At 63.0% G+C, this 16,246-nt stretch carries 13 protein-coding genes; 2 read left to right on the forward strand and 11 right to left on the reverse strand.

The features are described 5' to 3' along the window. Window positions 1-5 precede the first annotated feature (5 nt). Together PMM47T1_RS11285 and PMM47T1_RS11290 are read left to right on the forward strand one after the other, a co-directional pair. Entirely contained in the window at window positions 6-713 is a 708-nt protein-coding gene (locus PMM47T1_RS11285) for a hypothetical protein (RefSeq protein ID WP_008368694.1), read from the forward strand. Between the two features lies 1 nt (window position 714). Next, entirely contained in the window at window positions 715-1,326 is a 612-nt protein-coding gene (locus tag PMM47T1_RS11290) for a hypothetical protein (RefSeq protein ID WP_008368696.1), read from the forward strand. A gap of 7 nt (window positions 1,327-1,333) precedes the next feature. On the opposite strand, the gene PMM47T1_RS11295 is transcribed toward PMM47T1_RS11290, so the two are convergent. From PMM47T1_RS11295 to PMM47T1_RS11345, 11 genes are all read right to left on the reverse strand, one after another. Continuing rightward, window positions 1,334-1,927, reverse strand: a complete 594-nt coding sequence (locus PMM47T1_RS11295) for a MarC family protein (protein ID WP_177323377.1) — start codon at window positions 1,925-1,927, stop codon at window positions 1,334-1,336. Between the two features lie 156 nt (window positions 1,928-2,083). Continuing rightward, complete coding sequence (locus PMM47T1_RS11300) at window positions 2,084-4,858, reverse strand: hybrid sensor histidine kinase/response regulator (protein WP_008368700.1); 2,775 nt, start codon at window positions 4,856-4,858, stop codon at window positions 2,084-2,086. A 120-nt stretch (window positions 4,859-4,978) separates the two neighbouring features. Further along, window positions 4,979-6,274 (reverse strand): phosphoribosylamine--glycine ligase, encoded by a 1,296-nt coding sequence (gene purD / locus PMM47T1_RS11305; protein WP_008368702.1) that lies wholly within the window; start codon window positions 6,272-6,274, stop codon window positions 4,979-4,981. Between the two features lie 168 nt (window positions 6,275-6,442). Continuing rightward, window positions 6,443-8,050 (reverse strand): bifunctional phosphoribosylaminoimidazolecarboxamide formyltransferase/IMP cyclohydrolase, encoded by a 1,608-nt coding sequence (gene purH / locus PMM47T1_RS11310; protein WP_008368704.1) that lies wholly within the window; start codon window positions 8,048-8,050, stop codon window positions 6,443-6,445. A gap of 79 nt (window positions 8,051-8,129) precedes the next feature. After that, complete coding sequence (gene fis, locus PMM47T1_RS11315) at window positions 8,130-8,450, reverse strand: DNA-binding transcriptional regulator Fis (RefSeq protein WP_008368706.1); 321 nt, start codon at window positions 8,448-8,450, stop codon at window positions 8,130-8,132. After that, window positions 8,447-9,460 (reverse strand): tRNA dihydrouridine synthase DusB, encoded by a 1,014-nt coding sequence (gene dusB / locus PMM47T1_RS11320; protein WP_008368708.1) that lies wholly within the window; start codon window positions 9,458-9,460, stop codon window positions 8,447-8,449. Before dusB ends, fis begins: the two co-directional genes overlap by 4 nt. A gap of 247 nt (window positions 9,461-9,707) precedes the next feature. Next, complete coding sequence (locus PMM47T1_RS11325) at window positions 9,708-10,952, reverse strand: DUF3426 domain-containing protein (protein WP_008368710.1); 1,245 nt, start codon at window positions 10,950-10,952, stop codon at window positions 9,708-9,710. A gap of 40 nt (window positions 10,953-10,992) precedes the next feature. Further along, window positions 10,993-11,871 carry a 50S ribosomal protein L11 methyltransferase gene (gene prmA, locus PMM47T1_RS11330; RefSeq protein WP_008368712.1) on the reverse strand — a complete coding sequence of 293 codons (879 nt, stop codon included), beginning with the start codon at window positions 11,869-11,871 and terminating at the stop codon, window positions 10,993-10,995. A 252-nt stretch (window positions 11,872-12,123) separates the two neighbouring features. After that, window positions 12,124-13,485: an acetyl-CoA carboxylase biotin carboxylase subunit gene (gene accC / locus PMM47T1_RS11335; RefSeq protein ID WP_008368714.1), complete on the reverse strand. Its 1,362-nt coding sequence runs from the start codon at window positions 13,483-13,485 to the stop codon at window positions 12,124-12,126. Between the two features lie 17 nt (window positions 13,486-13,502). Further along, a complete protein-coding gene (accB, locus tag PMM47T1_RS11340; protein WP_008368716.1) occupies window positions 13,503-13,955 on the reverse strand; it encodes an acetyl-CoA carboxylase biotin carboxyl carrier protein in 453 nt (150 codons plus the stop codon). Between the two features lie 444 nt (window positions 13,956-14,399). Next, window positions 14,400-16,169 carry a protein-disulfide reductase DsbD gene (locus PMM47T1_RS11345; RefSeq protein WP_274379856.1) on the reverse strand — a complete coding sequence of 590 codons (1,770 nt, stop codon included), beginning with the start codon at window positions 16,167-16,169 and terminating at the stop codon, window positions 14,400-14,402. Window positions 16,170-16,246 lie beyond the last annotated feature (77 nt).

Here is a 16,246-nt window from a genome sequence, read left to right on the forward strand (position 1 = left end):
ACGGTATGCCACCTGTTACCTACGAAACCTGGCTGGATGCAGGGCACCTGCTTTTTCTTGATGCGGACCTTTCGGCCACCGACAAGCAGGACACTCTGCAATCAACGCTTTACTTCCAACTGGCAGCGTCGAAGAAAGTCGATAGGCTTCAGCACATCGAAGGCTGGTTTGACGTGTACCAGAATTGCCTGCGCAGCCTGGGCTGGAGTGTGCTGAAAGAGGGGCACATGAATGAGCGTTACCCCGGCTCGCTCGCGTTCACGTTGAGCGATGTGCTCGGTGCCTTGGCACGCCGAGGCCTGCCCTTCGACGTGAATGGCATTGCCCAGGCAGTCCGCGCTGGGGATTCGCGGCTCAGCAGGCAGGGCCTGGATCAGTTCAGCCGCCAGTCCGTTGGTGTGCTGGGCGATGGCGAAGAGCCGTTGCGTCAAGTTGCCGCTTTATTGGGTACGGCGCATTCAGGCGCGCGAATGAACGTGCTGTTGGTCCATTTCAAGACGCGTCAGGTGGTGAGTGACGATATCACCCAGGCAACGTTCAAAAGTTGCCACATCCAGGGGAAAGTGACGGCGTCGTGGCTGAGTGCCCGCCCGGACCCCTGGCAGTTTCCGGACTATAGAGGCGAGATGATCGAACGGCTGAGTGCGCGCGTTACCAGCGAACTTCTGCGCATCGACAAGCCGGACACCCGCGCAGGCAAGGGAGGCCATTGATATGGAAACCGCTGATCATGTGGTTTCTTTCGATCCGGGCATCCGCGACGTTGATCGCTCGGATATCTGTGCATTGCTTCAGGAAAGCGACCGCGTTGCGACCAGGATGCACAACCGCGAGGTTTACTGGGATGCTTGGAGGCTTTACTACGTCAACTGCCTGGAGCGCCATGGCTGCCAGTGGCAGGCCACGGTCACGACCCAGCCACTGTTCATCTCCGATAATGCAGACCTTGATTCACTTGAGCTGAATATCAAGGGCTATAGCGACCCGCAAGCGCTGTTTGACCTGGCCCAACGAGTGTTGGGGAGCCTGGGGGTTCGCCAATTCGTGGCGAACTGGTTGACCGGTGATGGCAGGGGGGATGCGCGTTTGCTCTCTTGGGTGATCGTCCCTTGCGAGCTTGATAGGCATGGGGAAATCACGCTCACCACCTTCGGCGTGCAGATCAAGGGCCGGGCGAAGACCACCCAACAAACGCCGGAAGTGCTGATGCGCATGAGCGGCGGCATCTATGTATTCGATCCGGCGGCGCATGCGCCGCACCGAGAGGGCATCCGCGAAAGACTCAGGGGCATTGCCTTGCGCACGCTTGCTCAAGTCCAGCTTTAGCGTCGCGTCATGACACCAGGTAGCCCTTGATGCCGGTAAAGATGATCTGCGCCGCCAAGGCGCAGACGAACAGGCCCATCAGCCGGCTGACGATCTGCAAGCCCTGTTCGCCCAGCAGCCGTTCGATGCGGTTGGACAGGTAAAGCACCAGCCCGACCGTGAAACTGGCCAGGGCAATGCTGACAATGGCCATGAGCTTGTCGTCCCAGTGCGGCTGGCTGACCCCCATCACCAGCAGGGCGCCGATGGTGCCGGGGCCGACGGTGATGGGGATGGTCAGCGGCACGATGGTCACGTCCTGCTGCACGTTGTCGGTCTGCACACCAGACTTGCCCTGGGCCATGCCCAGCGCGGAAATGAACAGCACGCTGCCGGCGCCGATGCGGAAGGCGTCGGCGGTGATGCCGAACACGGTGAAGATCACCCGCCCGAACAGATACAGCAGCACGCTGGCAATCAGCACCCCAAGGGCCACTTTCCAGGCCAGGCGCTTGCGCTCCTTGAGCGAATAACCGCGCGACAAGCCAATGAAGCACGAGAGCACGAAGAAGGGGCTGTAAAGCACCAGCATCTTCAGGTAAACGCTGAACAACGTTTGCAGCATGGTCAAGGCTCGGACGGGGTGGGTCGAGGGCAAAGTCTATAGTGGGAGCTGGCTTGCCAGCGAGCTTTTAATCACACACACCGTGCCGCCGCCATATCCTGTAGATCCCGCTGCCGCCAGGCTACAGTTTTGTGGTTATGGCGCGGGGCAGGTTCAGGAATTACTGGCCTGGCTCTGGCCGAGGTCGCGCTGCGCTACCCAGTGTTCGATCAGCTCGCGCAGTTGTGACAGCTCGATGGGCTTGGCCATGTGCCCGTCCATGCCGGCCTGGCGGGCGCGTTCCTTGTGTTCGGTAAGGATGTGCGCGGTCAACGCCACCACCGGGGTGCGCTCGCGCTGGGTGCCCACTTCCCAGTCGCGCAGCTGCTGGGTGGCGGAGAAACCGTCGAGGATCGGCATTTCGCAGTCCATCAGCACCAGGTCGTAGCGTTGCGCTTTCATGGCGCGCAAGGCTTCCTCACCATTGCTGGCGGTGTCCGGTTGCAGGTTGAGCTTGCCCAGCATGCCGCGGATCACCTTGGTGGAGATACTGTTGTCCTCGGCCACCAGGATGCGGAAGTCGGAGGGCACGATGGTGCTGGTGGTGGCGATCGATGCGGGTACGGGGGCGTGCTGCTGGCCCTGGCTGCGTTGGGCAAGCTCGTCGGCCAGGGTGGTGCGCAGGGTATAGCCGGCCACCGGTTTGGCCAGGATGCGCTTGATGCCGGCGTTGCGGGCGATGATCTTGCTTGGCGCGTTGCTGATGCCCGTGAGCATGATGATCAGGATGTCGTGGTTGAGGCTGGGGTCTTCCTTGATCTTGGCGGCCAGTTGCATGCCGGTCATGCCAGGCATGTTCTGGTCCAGCAGTACCACGTCGAAATAGTCACGCAGGTGCGCCTTGGTGCGCAGCAGTGCCAGGGCTTCCTTGCCCGACGGCACCGAACTGACGTTCAGGCCCCAGGCGCCGCATTGCTGCACCAGCACCTTGCGGCAGGTGTCGTTGTCGTCCACCACCAATACCCGGGCGCCGCGCAGGGGGCTGTCCAGGTCCACGGTGGGGTGCTCCAGGCGCTCCGGGTCCAGCGGCAAGGTCAGCCACAGGGTGCTGCCCTGCTGGCTGCCGCTCTTGATGCCGAACTCGCCCTTCATCAGCAGGATCAACTGCCGGGCAATAACCAGGCCCAGGTGGCCGCCCACCTCGTTGCCCGACAGCAGGTTCTTGCTGTGCAGCTCGCTGTGCAACAGGGCTTCGCGCTCATCACGGGGTATAGGCACGCCGCTGTCCTGAACGGCAATGCGCAGGCGTGGTTCGCCGCTGCGCTGGTCCAGCGCCACCACCAGCAGGATCTCGCCTTCGTCGGTCTTCTTCAGGGCGTGGTCCAGCAAGGCCAGCAGGGTCTGGCGCAGGCGCGTGGGGTCGCCGCTGATCACCTGGGGCACTTGCGGCTGGGTAAAGCTGATGAGCTCGACGTTCTGCTGCTCGGCTTTGGCACGGAAGATGTTCAGGCAGTCTTCGATCAGCGCGCTGAGGTCGAACTGCACGTCGTCCAGTTCGATCTGGCCGGACTCGATCTTGGAGATGTCGAGAATCTCGTTGATCAGGGTCAGCAGTTCGTTGCCGGCGCTGTGGATGGTCTGCACATAGTCGCGCTGCTTAACCGACAGCGGCGTGCCCAGCAGCAGTTCGGTCATGCCCAGCACGCCGTTCATGGGCGTGCGGATCTCGTGGCTGATGCGCGCCAGGAACTCGGCCTTGGCATTCACCTCGGCGTTGCTGGCCGCCAGCTCGCGGCTGGCGCTGAAGCGGTCTTCGCTGATGTTGCGCAGGCGCTCGCTGAGGGCGGTGTTGAGCATCAGCCCGGTCAGCGCGCCCACTCCCATCAGGCCCAGCACCAGCCACTGTGGCGGCGTGCGGGTGAGCACCAGCAGGGCCGGCAGCACGATCAGCACGCCCAGGTTGAGCAGCAGCATGGCGCCAGTGAACAGGCGTGCCGGGCGGTAACCCTGTTGCCAGTGGTAGCCCGAGGTCAGCAACATGCCCAGGCCGCCCACCACCATCATGGCGTAGGTGATGGAGTTGATCGGCAAGCCATCAAGCATCAGCACCAGCAGGCCGCTCAGGCCGATCAGCAGCTTGGCGGCAGTGAGCAGGCGGTCGATCAGCGGCGTGGAGCGTGGGGCGAAGAAACGCTGGGTGAACATCAGGCAGCAGATGGCGGCCAGCATCAATGCCAGGTAGCTGCCGGTGGTGCGCAGCGAGTGCCAGGTGTCGAACCACGGGCCGCTGAGGTTAAGCAGGATGGCGGCACTGAGGGTCAGCAGGGTTTGCGAGGCGGCCAGCCACAGGCTGCTGCTGGAGCGGCTGTAGGTGTAGCGGGCAAGGTTATGGATGACCAGCATGGCCAGGCAGCCAAACAACAGGCCCATGATCAGCGTCTGGCGTTGGTCGGCGGCCGCGTTGACCGCAGGCATCAGGCTGATGCTGGGGCGAAGCTGGTGCTCGGAGGCCAGGCGCAGGTAGAGGTCCAGCGGGCGCTGGCTGACCGGCACGGGCAAAAGGATATCGGTGTTGGCGAAGGACGGCTCGCCGCCGGGCATCCCGTTATCGTTGCGTTGCTGTCGGATCAGGGTATCGCCGTCCAGGACATAGAAATCCAGGTCGGCCAGGTCGGGCGCGTAGATGCGCAGGATTTGTTCGTGGGCCCCGGGAGGCAGGTGGTAATGCAGCCATTGGGCGGCATTGGCGTCGCTGGGCACCAGTTGGGTCAGTTCGATGGGGCTGAACTGGTTCTGATAGCGGTCCGAGCGCACATCGCTCAGTTGCAGGCGCGCGTGTTCATCGAGCAATACCGACCAGCCGCTGCTCGACTCGGCGTAGGCCGGGTACACGCACAGCAGCGTCAGTACACTGACTATCGATGAAATGGCGATCCTGAGCCAGCGCACAGCGAAATCCCTTCGAAGGTTTAATGACTGAGTATAGCTATGCACGGAGGATAAAGCGTAGGGCAAGTGGCTGAACGGCCTTGCGCATCGGGCATTCCCCGATGCGCAAGGCCTTGGGCCTTACTCGGCGCTGTCGCCGCGCTCGCGGGCAATGGCGCGATAGCCGATGTCCGAGCGGTAGAAGCAGCCTTCCCAGTCGATCTTGCTGGCCAGTGCGTAGGCTTGCTGCTGGGCAGCGCCCACGGTGTCACCCAGTGCGGTGGCGCACAGCACGCGGCCGCCGGCGGTCACGACCTGGCCGTCCTTGAGGGCGGTGCCGGCGTGGAACACCTTGCCAGGCAATTGCGCAGCGGCGTCCAGGCCCTGAATGGCCGCGCCCTTGGCATAGTCACCCGGGTAGCCACCGGCAGCCAGTACTACGCCCATGCTCGGGCGCGGGTCCCACTGGGCTTCGACCTTGTTCAGGGCTTGGGCCAGTGCGGCCTCGACCAGCAGCACCAGGCTCGATTGCAGGCGCAGCATGATCGGCTGGGTTTCCGGATCACCAAAGCGGCAGTTGAATTCGATGACCTTGGGGTTGCCGGCCTTGTCGATCATCAGGCCGGCGTACAGGAAGCCGGTGTAGACATTGCCTTCCTCGGCCATGCCGCGCACGGTCGGCCAGATCACCAGGTCCATGACTTTCTGGTGCACGTCGGCAGTCACTACCGGGGCGGGGGAGTAGGCACCCATGCCGCCGGTGTTCGGGCCGCTGTCGCCGTCGCCCACGCGTTTGTGGTCCTGGCTGGTGGCCATCGGCAGAACGTTCTTGCCGTCGACCATGACGATGAAGCTGGCTTCCTCGCCGTCCAGGAACTCTTCGATCACCACGCGCGAACCGGCTTCGCCGAAGGCGTTGCCCGCCAGCATGTCGCGTACCGCGTCCTCGGCTTCGGCCAGGGTCAGGGCCACGATCACGCCCTTGCCAGCGGCCAGGCCGTCGGCCTTGATCACGATAGGCGCGCCTTTTTCACGCAGATAGGCCAGGGCAGGCTCGATCTCGGTGAAGTTCTGGTATTGGGCGGTAGGAATCTTGTGGCGGGCCAGGAAGTCCTTGGCGAACGCCTTCGAACCTTCCAGCTGGGCCGCGCCTTTGGTTGGGCCGAAGCAGTCCAGGCCGCGGGAGCGGAACAGGTCGACCACGCCGGCTACCAGCGGTACTTCCGGACCGACGATGGTCAGGGATACGTTTTTCTCGGCGAAGTCGGCCAGTTGCTCGATGGCCTGCACGTCAATGGCGACGTTCTCGCACTTGGCTTCAATGGCGGTACCGGCGTTGCCGGGGGCGACGAAGACTTTTTCGACGCGTGGGTCTTGGGCTACTTTCCAGGCCAGGGCGTGCTCACGGCCGCCGCTGCCGATGATCAATACGTTCACAAGAAGACTCCTTCGGAGAAGCTGCAAGCTACAGGCTGCAAGTAAGGGCGAATCAGGGATGCCTTACTTGCAGCCTATTGCTTTGAAGTAGGGGGTGAAGCTGCCAATGAGAGCGACCTGGGTCTGCCTTCACTTGCAGCTTGCAGCTTGAAACTTACCGCTCCACGATCAGTGGCGGAAGTGGCGCATGCCGGTGAACACCATTGCGATGCCGGCTTCGTCGGCAGCAGCGATCACTTCAGCATCGCGCATCGAACCGCCTGGCTGGATCACCGCAGTGATACCCACTTTAGCCGCGTTGTCGATGCCGTCACGGAACGGGAAGAACGCGTCCGAGGCCATGACCGCGCCCTGTACCTGCAGGCCGGCGTGCTCGGCCTTGATGGCGGCGATGCGCGCGGAGTTGACGCGGCTCATCTGGCCGGCGCCGACACCGATGGTCTGGCGGTTCTTGGCGTAGACGATGGCGTTGGACTTAACGTACTTGGCCACTTTCCAGGCGAAGATCAAGTCGTGGATCTCTTGCTCGGTAGGGGCGCGCTTGGTCACCACTTTCAGGTCGTCGGCGCTGATCATGCCGATGTCACGGCTCTGTACCAGCAGGCCGCCGTTGACGCGCTTGTAGTCCCAGGCAGCGGCGCGGTCGGCTGACCACTGGCCGCAGGCCAGCAGGCGCACATTGGCCTTGGCGGCAACAATGGCGCGGGCTTCGTCGCTGACCGACGGGGCAATGATCACTTCCACGAACTGACGGTCGACGATGGCCTTGGCGGTCTCGGCGTCCAGTTCACGGTTGAAGGCGATGATGCCGCCGAATGCCGACTCGGTGTCGGTGGCGTAGGCCAGCTCGTAGGCCTGGCGAATGCCGCCTTCGGCGTCAGGGCTTACCGCCACGCCGCACGGGTTGGCGTGCTTGACGATCACGCAGGCTGGCTTGACGAAACTCTTCACGCACTCCAGAGCCGCGTCGGTATCAGCGACGTTGTTGTAGGACAGTTCCTTGCCCTGCAACTGGGTAGCGGTGGCGATGCCCACTTCGGCAGGCTTGGCTTCAACGTAGAACGCCGCGCTCTGGTGCGGGTTCTCGCCGTAGCGCATTTCCTGGGCCTTGACGAACTGGCTGTTGAAGGTGCGCGGGAATTCGCTGCGGCCTTCTGTGCTCAGGGTCTCGGCGGCCTGGTTAACAGTGCCCATGTAGTTGGCGATCATGCCGTCGTAGGCGGCGGTGTGTTCGAACGCCTTGAGCATCAGGTCGAAGCGCTGGGCGTAGGTCAGGCCGCCGTCTTTCAGGCTGGCCAGTACCTGGCCGTAGTCGCTGGCGTTGACCACGATGGCCACGTCTTTGTGGTTCTTGGCCGCGGAGCGGACCATGGTCGGGCCGCCGATGTCGATGTTCTCGATCGCGGTCGGCAGGTCGCAGCCTGGCTTGGAAATGGTGGCTTCAAACGGGTAGAGGTTGACCGCGACCAGGTCGATCGGCTTGATGCCGTGCTCGCTCATGATGGCGTCGTCAATGCCGCGACGGCCCAGGATGCCGCCGTGGATTTTCGGGTGCAGGGTTTTCACCCGGCCGTCCATCATTTCGGCAAAGCCGGTGTAGTCGGCGACTTCCACGGCGGCGACGCCGTTGTCCTGCAGCAGCTTGAAGGTACCACCGGTGGACAGAATCTCGACGCCCAGGGCTTCGAGTTCACGGGCGAATTCAAGGATACCGGTCTTGTCGGAAACGCTGATCAAAGCGCGGCGGATCGGCAGGCGGGTAGTCTGGTCGGTCATTTCAATTTCCGTCTAAAGCAGAGGAGTCAGCAAAAAAGGCGACCCTGGACAGGTCGCCTTTTCTGGTTTGAATGCATGCTTACAGCAGATCGTATTGCTTGAGCTTCTTGCGCAAGGTGCCGCGATTCAGGCCCAGCATCTCGCTGGCCTTGGTCTGGTTGCCCTTGACGTAGTTCATCACGCTTTCGAGCAAGGGGGCCTCGACTTCGGAAAGCACCAGGTTGTACACGTCAGTGACGGCAGCGCCCTCAAGATGGGCGAAATAATTGTGCAGCGCCTTTTCGACACTGCCGCGAAGGGTCTGACCCTCTTCGCTGGGCGTGTTGAGGTGCTGTTTCAAATTGACGTTGTCGCTCACGGGCGTTGTTCCACTCACTAAAGTCTCGGTCATCATCGTCATGCGGCCACCCCCTGTCCGTCCCCTGTCACAGGGCTCTCGTTACATTCGCTGAGGAACCGGCGAACGTTGGCGCACTGCGCTTCCGTATCTTCCAAACGATTGAACTGGGCGCGAAACTCCTTGGCGCCCGGCAAGGTGGCCAGGTACCAGCCGACATGCTTGCGGGCGATTCGAACGCCCATCACATCGCCATAGAAGGCGTGCAGCGCAGCCAGGTGCTCCAGCAGAATCTGTTCCACTTCACTCAATTGCAGTGCCGGCAGCATTTCGCCGGTACGCAGGTAATGCTCGGTCTCGCGGAATATCCAGGGCCGCCCCTGGGCCGCCCGGCCAATCAGCAGGCCGTCGGCGCCGGTGGCGTCAAGGACGTGCCGGGCCTTTTGCGGTGAATCGATGTCGCCATTGGCAAAGACCGGGATCGACACCGCCTGCTTGATGGCGGCAATGGTGTCGTATTCGGCTTCGCCGGTGTACAGGTCGGCGCGTGTGCGGCCGTGGACGGCCAGGGCAGCGATACCCGCCTGCTCGGCAATCTGCGCAACGGTGATGCCATTCTTGTTCGAACGGTCCCAGCCGGTGCGAATCTTCAAGGTGACGGGCACCTGGACGGCCGCGACCACGGCGTGCAGGATTTCCTGCACCAGTGCTTCGTCTTTCAGTAAAGCGGAACCTGCCGCCTTGTTGCAGACTTTCTTCGCCGGGCAACCCATGTTGATATCGATGATCTGGGCGCCCATCTCGACGTTGGCCCTTGCGGCGGCTGCCAGCATCTGCGCGTCACCACCGGCGATCTGTACCGAGCGTGGCTCGGGATCACCTTCGTGAATCATGCGCAGGCGCGACTTGCGGCTGTTCCACAGGCTCATGTCGCTGGTGACCATTTCCGAGACCACCAGGCCTGCACCCATCCGTCGGCAAAGCTGACGAAAGGGCTGGTCCGTAACCCCCGCCATCGGGGCGAGGATCAAACCGTTGTTCAATGTATATGGGCCGATGCGTACCGCCGACATAGGTGTTCCCTGTTGTGGGGCCGGATCATTAGAGTTCGAAAAAGGGTGGGCATAATACCCGCTCTCGGTGACCGGATAAAGGTCGTTTTGGATAAAATCTGAACAACTATTTGCTTATGCCCGGTGGTTTGGATGTACGGGCATGGCAAATTGGCGGGGGCTGGCTTGCCAGCGAGCTTTTCGCAGCGGCCAGAAAACTCGCGGGCAGGCCAGCTCGCACCGTAGTTCGAAGTGACCGCCCGAGGCGCTACTCCGGGGAGCGGAAGCTGAGGCTGTAGTTGACCGCTTTCGGCCCCGGGTCAAGGATATCCAGGGAGATATGGATTGGCGTTTGCGGTGGCATCTCCGCGCCCCCGGCCAGCTCGCCCGACAGGTATTCGCCCGGCTTGAACCGACGACTGGCAATCAGGTGGCCATTGAGGTCGGCGAAGCGCAGCTCCAGCAGCGGGAACGGCTGGGAGAACGCCGCACGGTTGTAGATGATGGCATCCACCACCAGCGCGCCGTTGAAGTCCGGGTGGCTGCGCACCACCAGGTTGCTGCTCTTGATCTTGTCGATGTCGACCTTGGACGGCACGTTGCAGCCAAGGCTCGGGCACACCTGCTGGAACAACGGCCGGTACTGGTCCTGGCGGGCCAGTTCGTCGAAGTGGTACCACACGTACTGCCCGGCCAGGGCCAAGGCGGCCACCAGGGTCAGCAGCATCCACAGAAGGCGCTTGCCCCATGGGGTGCGGCGTTTCTGCCAATCCAGTTGCAGCGGGTCGTCCATCAGGTCCAGCAGCGGTGCGTCGCGCAGGTTGGGTTCGCTGCGTTCGTGCTTGTGCTTGCCAGGGCGCGGGGCGGGTTCGTCCGCTTCTTCGTCGTCATCGTCGGCGTCGATGGCCGACAGACGGTCGCCACGGGCGGGCAGGTCGTCGTCGGCGCGCAGCGTGCCGATGGTTGGCTCGTGGTGCTGGGGGGGTGCCAGCGACAGCGACGGTTCGGTGCGCGGGTCGGCGGCCCGCGGCGCTTCATCCAGCGGTGGGTCGCGCTCGATGATGGGCGGCACCGGGTCGTCTTGGTGCAGTTCTTCATCGTCGGCGTGGGTGCCGAAGGGTTTCTCGTTCCACGCCTCCAGCGGCTCGTCGCGGCTGGCACTGAAGGACTCGTCGCGGCCCGGTTGGTCTCTGAAGGCCTTGGCCGGCTGGATCTCGCGTTGTTCCAGGCGAGCCAGCTCGCCGTCCAGGTCCAGTTTGTCCAGGTCCAGTTCGTTGGCCGACCACTCGCGCAGGCTGATGGGCGCGGCGCGGCGCTCCTGGGCAGGCGTTACCGGTGGCGGTGCCACAGGTTCCTGGCGGCCGGCGCTCTGCTCCAGCAATTGCCGGGCAGCGTTGAACACTTGCAGGCAGGCGCCGCAACGCACCACCCCGCGGGCCACACTCAGTTGAGTGTGGCTGACGCGAAAGCTGGTCTGGCAATGGGGGCACTGGGTGACGAAACTGTCGGTCATGCGCGGGTCCGGGTTAGGCAGACGGCCATTCTAGGCGCTCTCAGCGACGACGACCACTGATCCGTACCCAGCCATCGCGGTTGGCGATAGGGTCCAGGTCGAAGTCCGCGGCGTAGGCTGCTGCCACGTCCTCACCCTGCTCGGCAAGAATGCCCGACAGCGCCAGGCGGCCGCCGCTCTTGACCAGGGTGCTGAGCTGCGGTGCCAGGGAAACCAGCGGGCCGGCCAGGATGTTGGCCACCAGCACGTCGGCCTGCACCTGCGGCAGGTCTTGGGGCAGGTACAGGGGGAATTGCTCGTCGGCAACGCCGTTGCGCTGGGCGTTGTCGCGCGAGGCTTCCAGCGCCTGCACGTCAATGTCGGTGCCCACGGCTTCTTTTGCGCCCAGCAGCAACGCAGCGATGGCGAGGATGCCCGAGCCGCAGCCGAAGTCCAGCACGTTGCTGCCGTTCAGGTCCTGGCCGTCCAGCCACTCAAGGCACAGCGCGGTAGTGGGGTGGGTACCGGTACCGAACGCCAGGCCCGGGTCCAGCAGCAGGTTCACCGCGCCAGGTTCGGGGGCGGCGTGCCAGCTTGGCACGATCCACAGCCGCTGGCCGAAGCGCATGGGGTGGAAGTTGTCCATCCAACTGCGCTCCCAGTCCTGGTCTTCAATGACTTCGGCGTGGTGCTCGGGCAATGCGGCGCCGGTCAGCAGCTCCAGGTGCGCGAACACGCTGGCAGGCTCTGCATCGGCTTCGAACAGCGCCAGCAGGTGGGTGTGGGTCCACAGCGGCGTGGTGTTGAGCTCTGGCTCGAAGATAGGCTGGTCTTCGGCGTCCATGAAGGTGACCGAAACGGCGCCGACTTCCAGCAGGGCGTCTTCGTAGGTTTCGGCTTGTTCTGGGCTGATGGCCAGACGGACTTGTAGCCAGGGCATGGCGGGTACCTTTGGAATCGGGAGCTAAAGGGCGGCAGTTTACTAGAGCGCGCCGCTAAAAGCTTCTGACCAAGACGGTTACACGCTACCACTGTAGGCGCGGGCTGTGTCCGCGAAGGCCGCACCGCATCGCTTCAGGTATTGCGCGGCGCCTGGTTCGTAAACACGGTCCGCTCCTGCAGGGGCGCTTTGCGGGCATAAAAAAACCGGCCGCGGGGGCCGGTTTCTGGTGCAGCTATCTACAGCCGTGAATCACTTCTGGGCAGCCAGCTTGTGTTCCAGGTAGTGGATGTTGACGCCACCCTTGCAGAAGCCTTCGTCGCGAGTGAGGTCGCGGTGCAGCGGGATGTTGGTCTTGATCCCGTCCACCACGATTTCGTCCAGGGCGTTGCGCATGCGCGCCATGGCTTCGTCGCGGTCCTTGCCGTAGGTGATCAACTTGCCGATCAGCGAATCGTAGTTCGGCGGAACGGCATAACCACTGTACAGGTGCGAATCGACGCGAACGCCGTTGCCGCCTGGGGCGTGGAAGTGCTTGACCGTGCCTGGGCTCGGAATGAAGTTCTTTGGGTCTTCGGCGTTGATGCGGCATTCCAGCGAGTGACCGCGGATGACCACGTCGTCCTGGGTGAAGGACAGCGGGTTGCCGGCGGCAATGCTGAGCATTTCCTTGACGATGTCGATACCGGTGACCATTTCCGAAACCGGGTGCTCGACCTGTACGCGGGTGTTCATTTCGATGAAATAGAACGCACCATTCTCATACAGGAACTCGAAGGTGCCGGCGCCACGGTAGCCGATGTCGATGCACGCCTTGACGCAGCGGGCGAACACCAGTTGGCGAGCTTCTTCGTCGATGCCCGGTGCAGGCGCTTCTTCCAGCACCTTTTGGTGACGACGTTGCAGCGAACAGTCGCGGTCACCCAGGTGAATGGCATGGCCCTGTCCGTCGGACAGTACCTGAACTTCCACGTGGCGTGGGTTGGTCAGGAACTTCTCCAGGTACACCATCGGGTTGCCGAACGCAGCACCGGCTTCGGTGCGGGTCAGCTTGGCCGAGGAGATCAGGTCCTCTTCCTTGTGCACCACGCGCATGCCGCGACCACCGCCGCCGCCAGCGGCCTTGATGATCACCGGGTAGCCCACTTCACGGCCAATGCGCAGGGCTTCTGCTTCGTCTTCCGGCAGCGGGCCGTCGGAACCGGGAACGGTCGGTACGCCGGCTTCGATCATGGCGTGCTTGGCCGAAACCTTGTCGCCCATCAGGCGAATGGTGTCGGCTTTCGGGCCGATGAAGGCGAAACCGGATTTCTCGACCTGTTCGGCAAAGTCGGCGTTTTCAGCCAGGAAGCCGTAGCCAGGGTGAATGGCGGTGGCGCCAGTCACTTCGGCAGCCGCGATGATTGCCGGGATGTGCAGGTAGGATTGCGCAGCCGGTGCCGGACCGATGCAAACGGATTCGTCTGCCAGGCCCAGGTGCATCAGCTCCTTGTCGGCCTTGGAGTAGACGGCAACAGTCTTGATACCCATTTCCTTGCAAGCGCGCAGGATCCGCAGGGCGATTTCGCCGCGGTTGGCAATCAGGACTTTTTCCAATTTCGCAGGTTGGGACATCGTTGGCTCTCCGCGATTCAAACGATGGTGAACAGCGGCTGGTCGAACTCAACCGGCTGGCCGTCTTCCACGAGGATCGATTCGATCACACCGCTGGTTTCAGCTTCGATGTGGTTCATCATCTTCATCGCTTCGACGATGCACAGGGTGTCGCCTTTCTTCACGGTCTGGCCGACTTCAACGAAGGCTGGCGAGGCTGGCGAAGCTTTGCGGTAGAAGGTACCGACCATTGGCGAGCGGGCCACGGTGCCGTTCAGTTTTGGTGCGGCAGGTGCTTCGGCGGCGGCCGGAGCGGCAGCAACCGGGGCGGCGACTGGCGCGGCCATTGGAGCCGGTGCGTAGTACTGCTGGGCCGGGGTCTTGCTGTGGCGGCTGATCCGTACGGATTCTTCGCCTTCACGAATTTCCAGCTCGTCGATGCCGGACTCTTCCAGCAGCTCGATCAGTTTCTTGACTTTACGAATATCCATTAATCATCAACTCCCAAGGGTCGGTCAGGGGCGTTCAGGTAGTGTGTACAAGCAGTTCCAGGGCGACCTCCCAGCCAGTCGGCATGCGCTGGCGCCAAGGTCGCTGACCACCCGGGCGGCCATGTGGCCTGCCCAGGTAGCGGCGGAATTTTCTGCGAATGGCCTGTCGGACAATCGCACGTCGAAGAGTGGGATGCTCACTCTTGGCGGCGCGTCACGTTTTGCGTTGATACCAAGGGCAACTCAAGCGAAAACCAGTGGATCATCTTCATTCGCGGGCTCCCTGCGTGGGCCAGTTGGTGCTGGCGGGGTGACTATGCCGCAATGGGGCGGCGACTGTCCAGTCAAGCACAATAGCCAGCACGTTGCCCGATGTTCGCGCAAAATTTATGACTTGTTTAATGAAAAGGGTCACTAAGGCCGATTTTGTACCGGCCTGGCGGCTTATCGCGACATTTGAGCGTCGGCGAGGCTGATCTTGCCGATGAAATCGGCGGTGTTTATCTCGCCGATCACCCTGGCTGCGTGAATTTCCTCGCCGTTGCCGGCAAAGAACATCAGCGCAGGCGGGCCGAACAGCTTGTAGCGGTCCAGCAGGGCGCGTTGTTCGGCGTTGCTGTCGGTGACGTCGACGCGGATCTGCTGGTAACCCGCCAGGCGTGATCTCACCTCGGGGTCGGTGAGCACGTCGTGCTCGATGACCTTGCAACTGATGCACCAGTCGGCGTACCAGTCCAGTGTCAGCGGCGTGCCGGCCTGTTTGGCTGCGGCAAGCGCCTGGTCCAGTTGCGCAGGGGTGGTGACCGTCGACCAGGTGTTGCCGGGCGCCACGGCACTGGCGACGGCCGGTGAAGGGAGTGGGTGCAGCGGATCGCTCTGGCCACTGAGTGCGCCATACCAGCAGGCCACGGCGTACACCATCAACAGCAGGCCAAGCAGTTGGGCCAGGCGCTGACGCGGGGCCTTGTAGACGAACTCGAGGGCGCCCATGAACAGGCCGACACCGGCGGCCAGCAAACCGGCCAGCAGCAGCGTCAGCGGGCCGGGCAGAACGCGGCTGAGCAGGCCGACGGCCAGGCCCAGCAGCAGCACGCCAATGGCGTTCTTGACCACCACAAGCCACGGGCCGCTCTTGGGCAGCCACGTGGCGCCGCCCACGGCAATGACCATCAACGGCACGCCCATGCCCAGGCCCAGGGCGAACAGTTTCAAGGCGCCGCCCACGGCATCGCCGGTGGTGCTGATATACAGCAGCGCGCCTGCCAGCGGGGCGGATACACACGGCGACACCAACAGGCTGGACAGCACGCCCATTACCGCAGCCCCCCACAGTGAGCCGCCCTGGGCGTTACCGGCAATGCGGTCCAGGCGATGGCTGACGGCAGCCGGTAGCTTGAGTTCGAACACGCCGAACATGGAAATGGCAAACACCACGAAGAACGCCGAAAACGGTGCCAGCACCCAGGCCGACTGCAGCCGGGCTTGCAGGTTCAGCCCGGCGCCGAACAGCCCCATCAGGGCGCCCAGGATGGCAAAGCACAGGGCCATGGGCAGCACGTAGGCCAGCGACAGGGCGTAGCGGCGCAACTTGCTGCTTTGCCCGCGCATCACCACCGCCGACAGGATCGGCAGCATGGGCAGCACGCAGGGAGTGAAGGTCAGGCCCACGCCGGCCAGTACGTAGAGCAGCAATTCACTCCACGACCAGCCTCGCGTTGGCGTTGCCTCGGCGGCTGAGACAACGGTTGCTGCCCCGCCATCGATTGCCAGCTTCTCGGTTTCCGGTGGGTAGCACAGCCCCTTGTCGGCGCAGCCCTGGTAGGTCACTGCCAGGGTGAAAGGGCGCTTGTCGGCCGGGTCGCGGGGCAGGGTGATCTCGACGATGCCGTGGTACACCTCCACATCGCCAAAGTAGTCGTCGTGCTTCTTCTCGCCATTGGGAATCTGCGGCGCGCCCAGCTTGATGTCCGCCGGCGTGGGCTTGAACTGGAAGCGATGGCGATACAGGTAGTAGCCGTCGGTGGCTACGAACTGCAAAACGATGGCCTCAGGCGTGGTCTTGCTGACGTTGAGCTGGAAAGCCTGGTGCACTGGCAAAAAGTCGCTGTTGTTCAGGGCACTGCCGAGGGTGGCGCTGGGGCGGTTGTCCAGCAGGCTCGCGCCCATGGCAGGCAGGGTCAGCACCAGTAACAGAAGGCAAAGCAGGCGGCGCATGGCAATCTCGCGAAGCAAAAGTCTGCGCATCATAGCCCAGCGGGATTCCCTGTGCAGGTGACAGGGTTGTTACTTGA

This window comes from Pseudomonas sp. M47T1, assembly GCF_000263855.1.
Taxonomy (GTDB): domain Bacteria; phylum Pseudomonadota; class Gammaproteobacteria; order Pseudomonadales; family Pseudomonadaceae; genus Aquipseudomonas.

What these genes read in the sequence shown, in the direction of transcription:
- PMM47T1_RS11285 (WP_008368694.1), top strand. Translation starts at nt 6, where the DNA reads ATGCCACCTGTTACCTACGAAACCTGGCTGGATGCAGGGCACCTGCTT.
- accB (WP_008368716.1), bottom strand. Translation starts at nt 13,955, where the DNA reads ATGGATATTCGTAAAGTCAAGAAACTGATCGAGCTGCTGGAAGAGTCC.
- PMM47T1_RS11290 (WP_008368696.1), top strand. Translation starts at nt 715, where the DNA reads ATGGAAACCGCTGATCATGTGGTTTCTTTCGATCCGGGCATCCGCGAC.
- dusB (WP_008368708.1), bottom strand. Translation starts at nt 9,460, where the DNA reads ATGTCGGCGGTACGCATCGGCCCATATACATTGAACAACGGTTTGATC.
- PMM47T1_RS11325 (WP_008368710.1), bottom strand. Translation starts at nt 10,952, where the DNA reads ATGACCGACAGTTTCGTCACCCAGTGCCCCCATTGCCAGACCAGCTTT.
- accC (WP_008368714.1), bottom strand. Translation starts at nt 13,485, where the DNA reads ATGTCCCAACCTGCGAAATTGGAAAAAGTCCTGATTGCCAACCGCGGC.
- purH (WP_008368704.1), bottom strand. Translation starts at nt 8,050, where the DNA reads ATGACCGACCAGACTACCCGCCTGCCGATCCGCCGCGCTTTGATCAGC.
- prmA (WP_008368712.1), bottom strand. Translation starts at nt 11,871, where the DNA reads ATGCCCTGGCTACAAGTCCGTCTGGCCATCAGCCCAGAACAAGCCGAA.
- fis (WP_008368706.1), bottom strand. Translation starts at nt 8,450, where the DNA reads ATGACGATGATGACCGAGACTTTAGTGAGTGGAACAACGCCCGTGAGC.
- PMM47T1_RS11345 (WP_274379856.1), bottom strand. Translation starts at nt 16,169, where the DNA reads ATGCGCCGCCTGCTTTGCCTTCTGTTACTGGTGCTGACCCTGCCTGCC.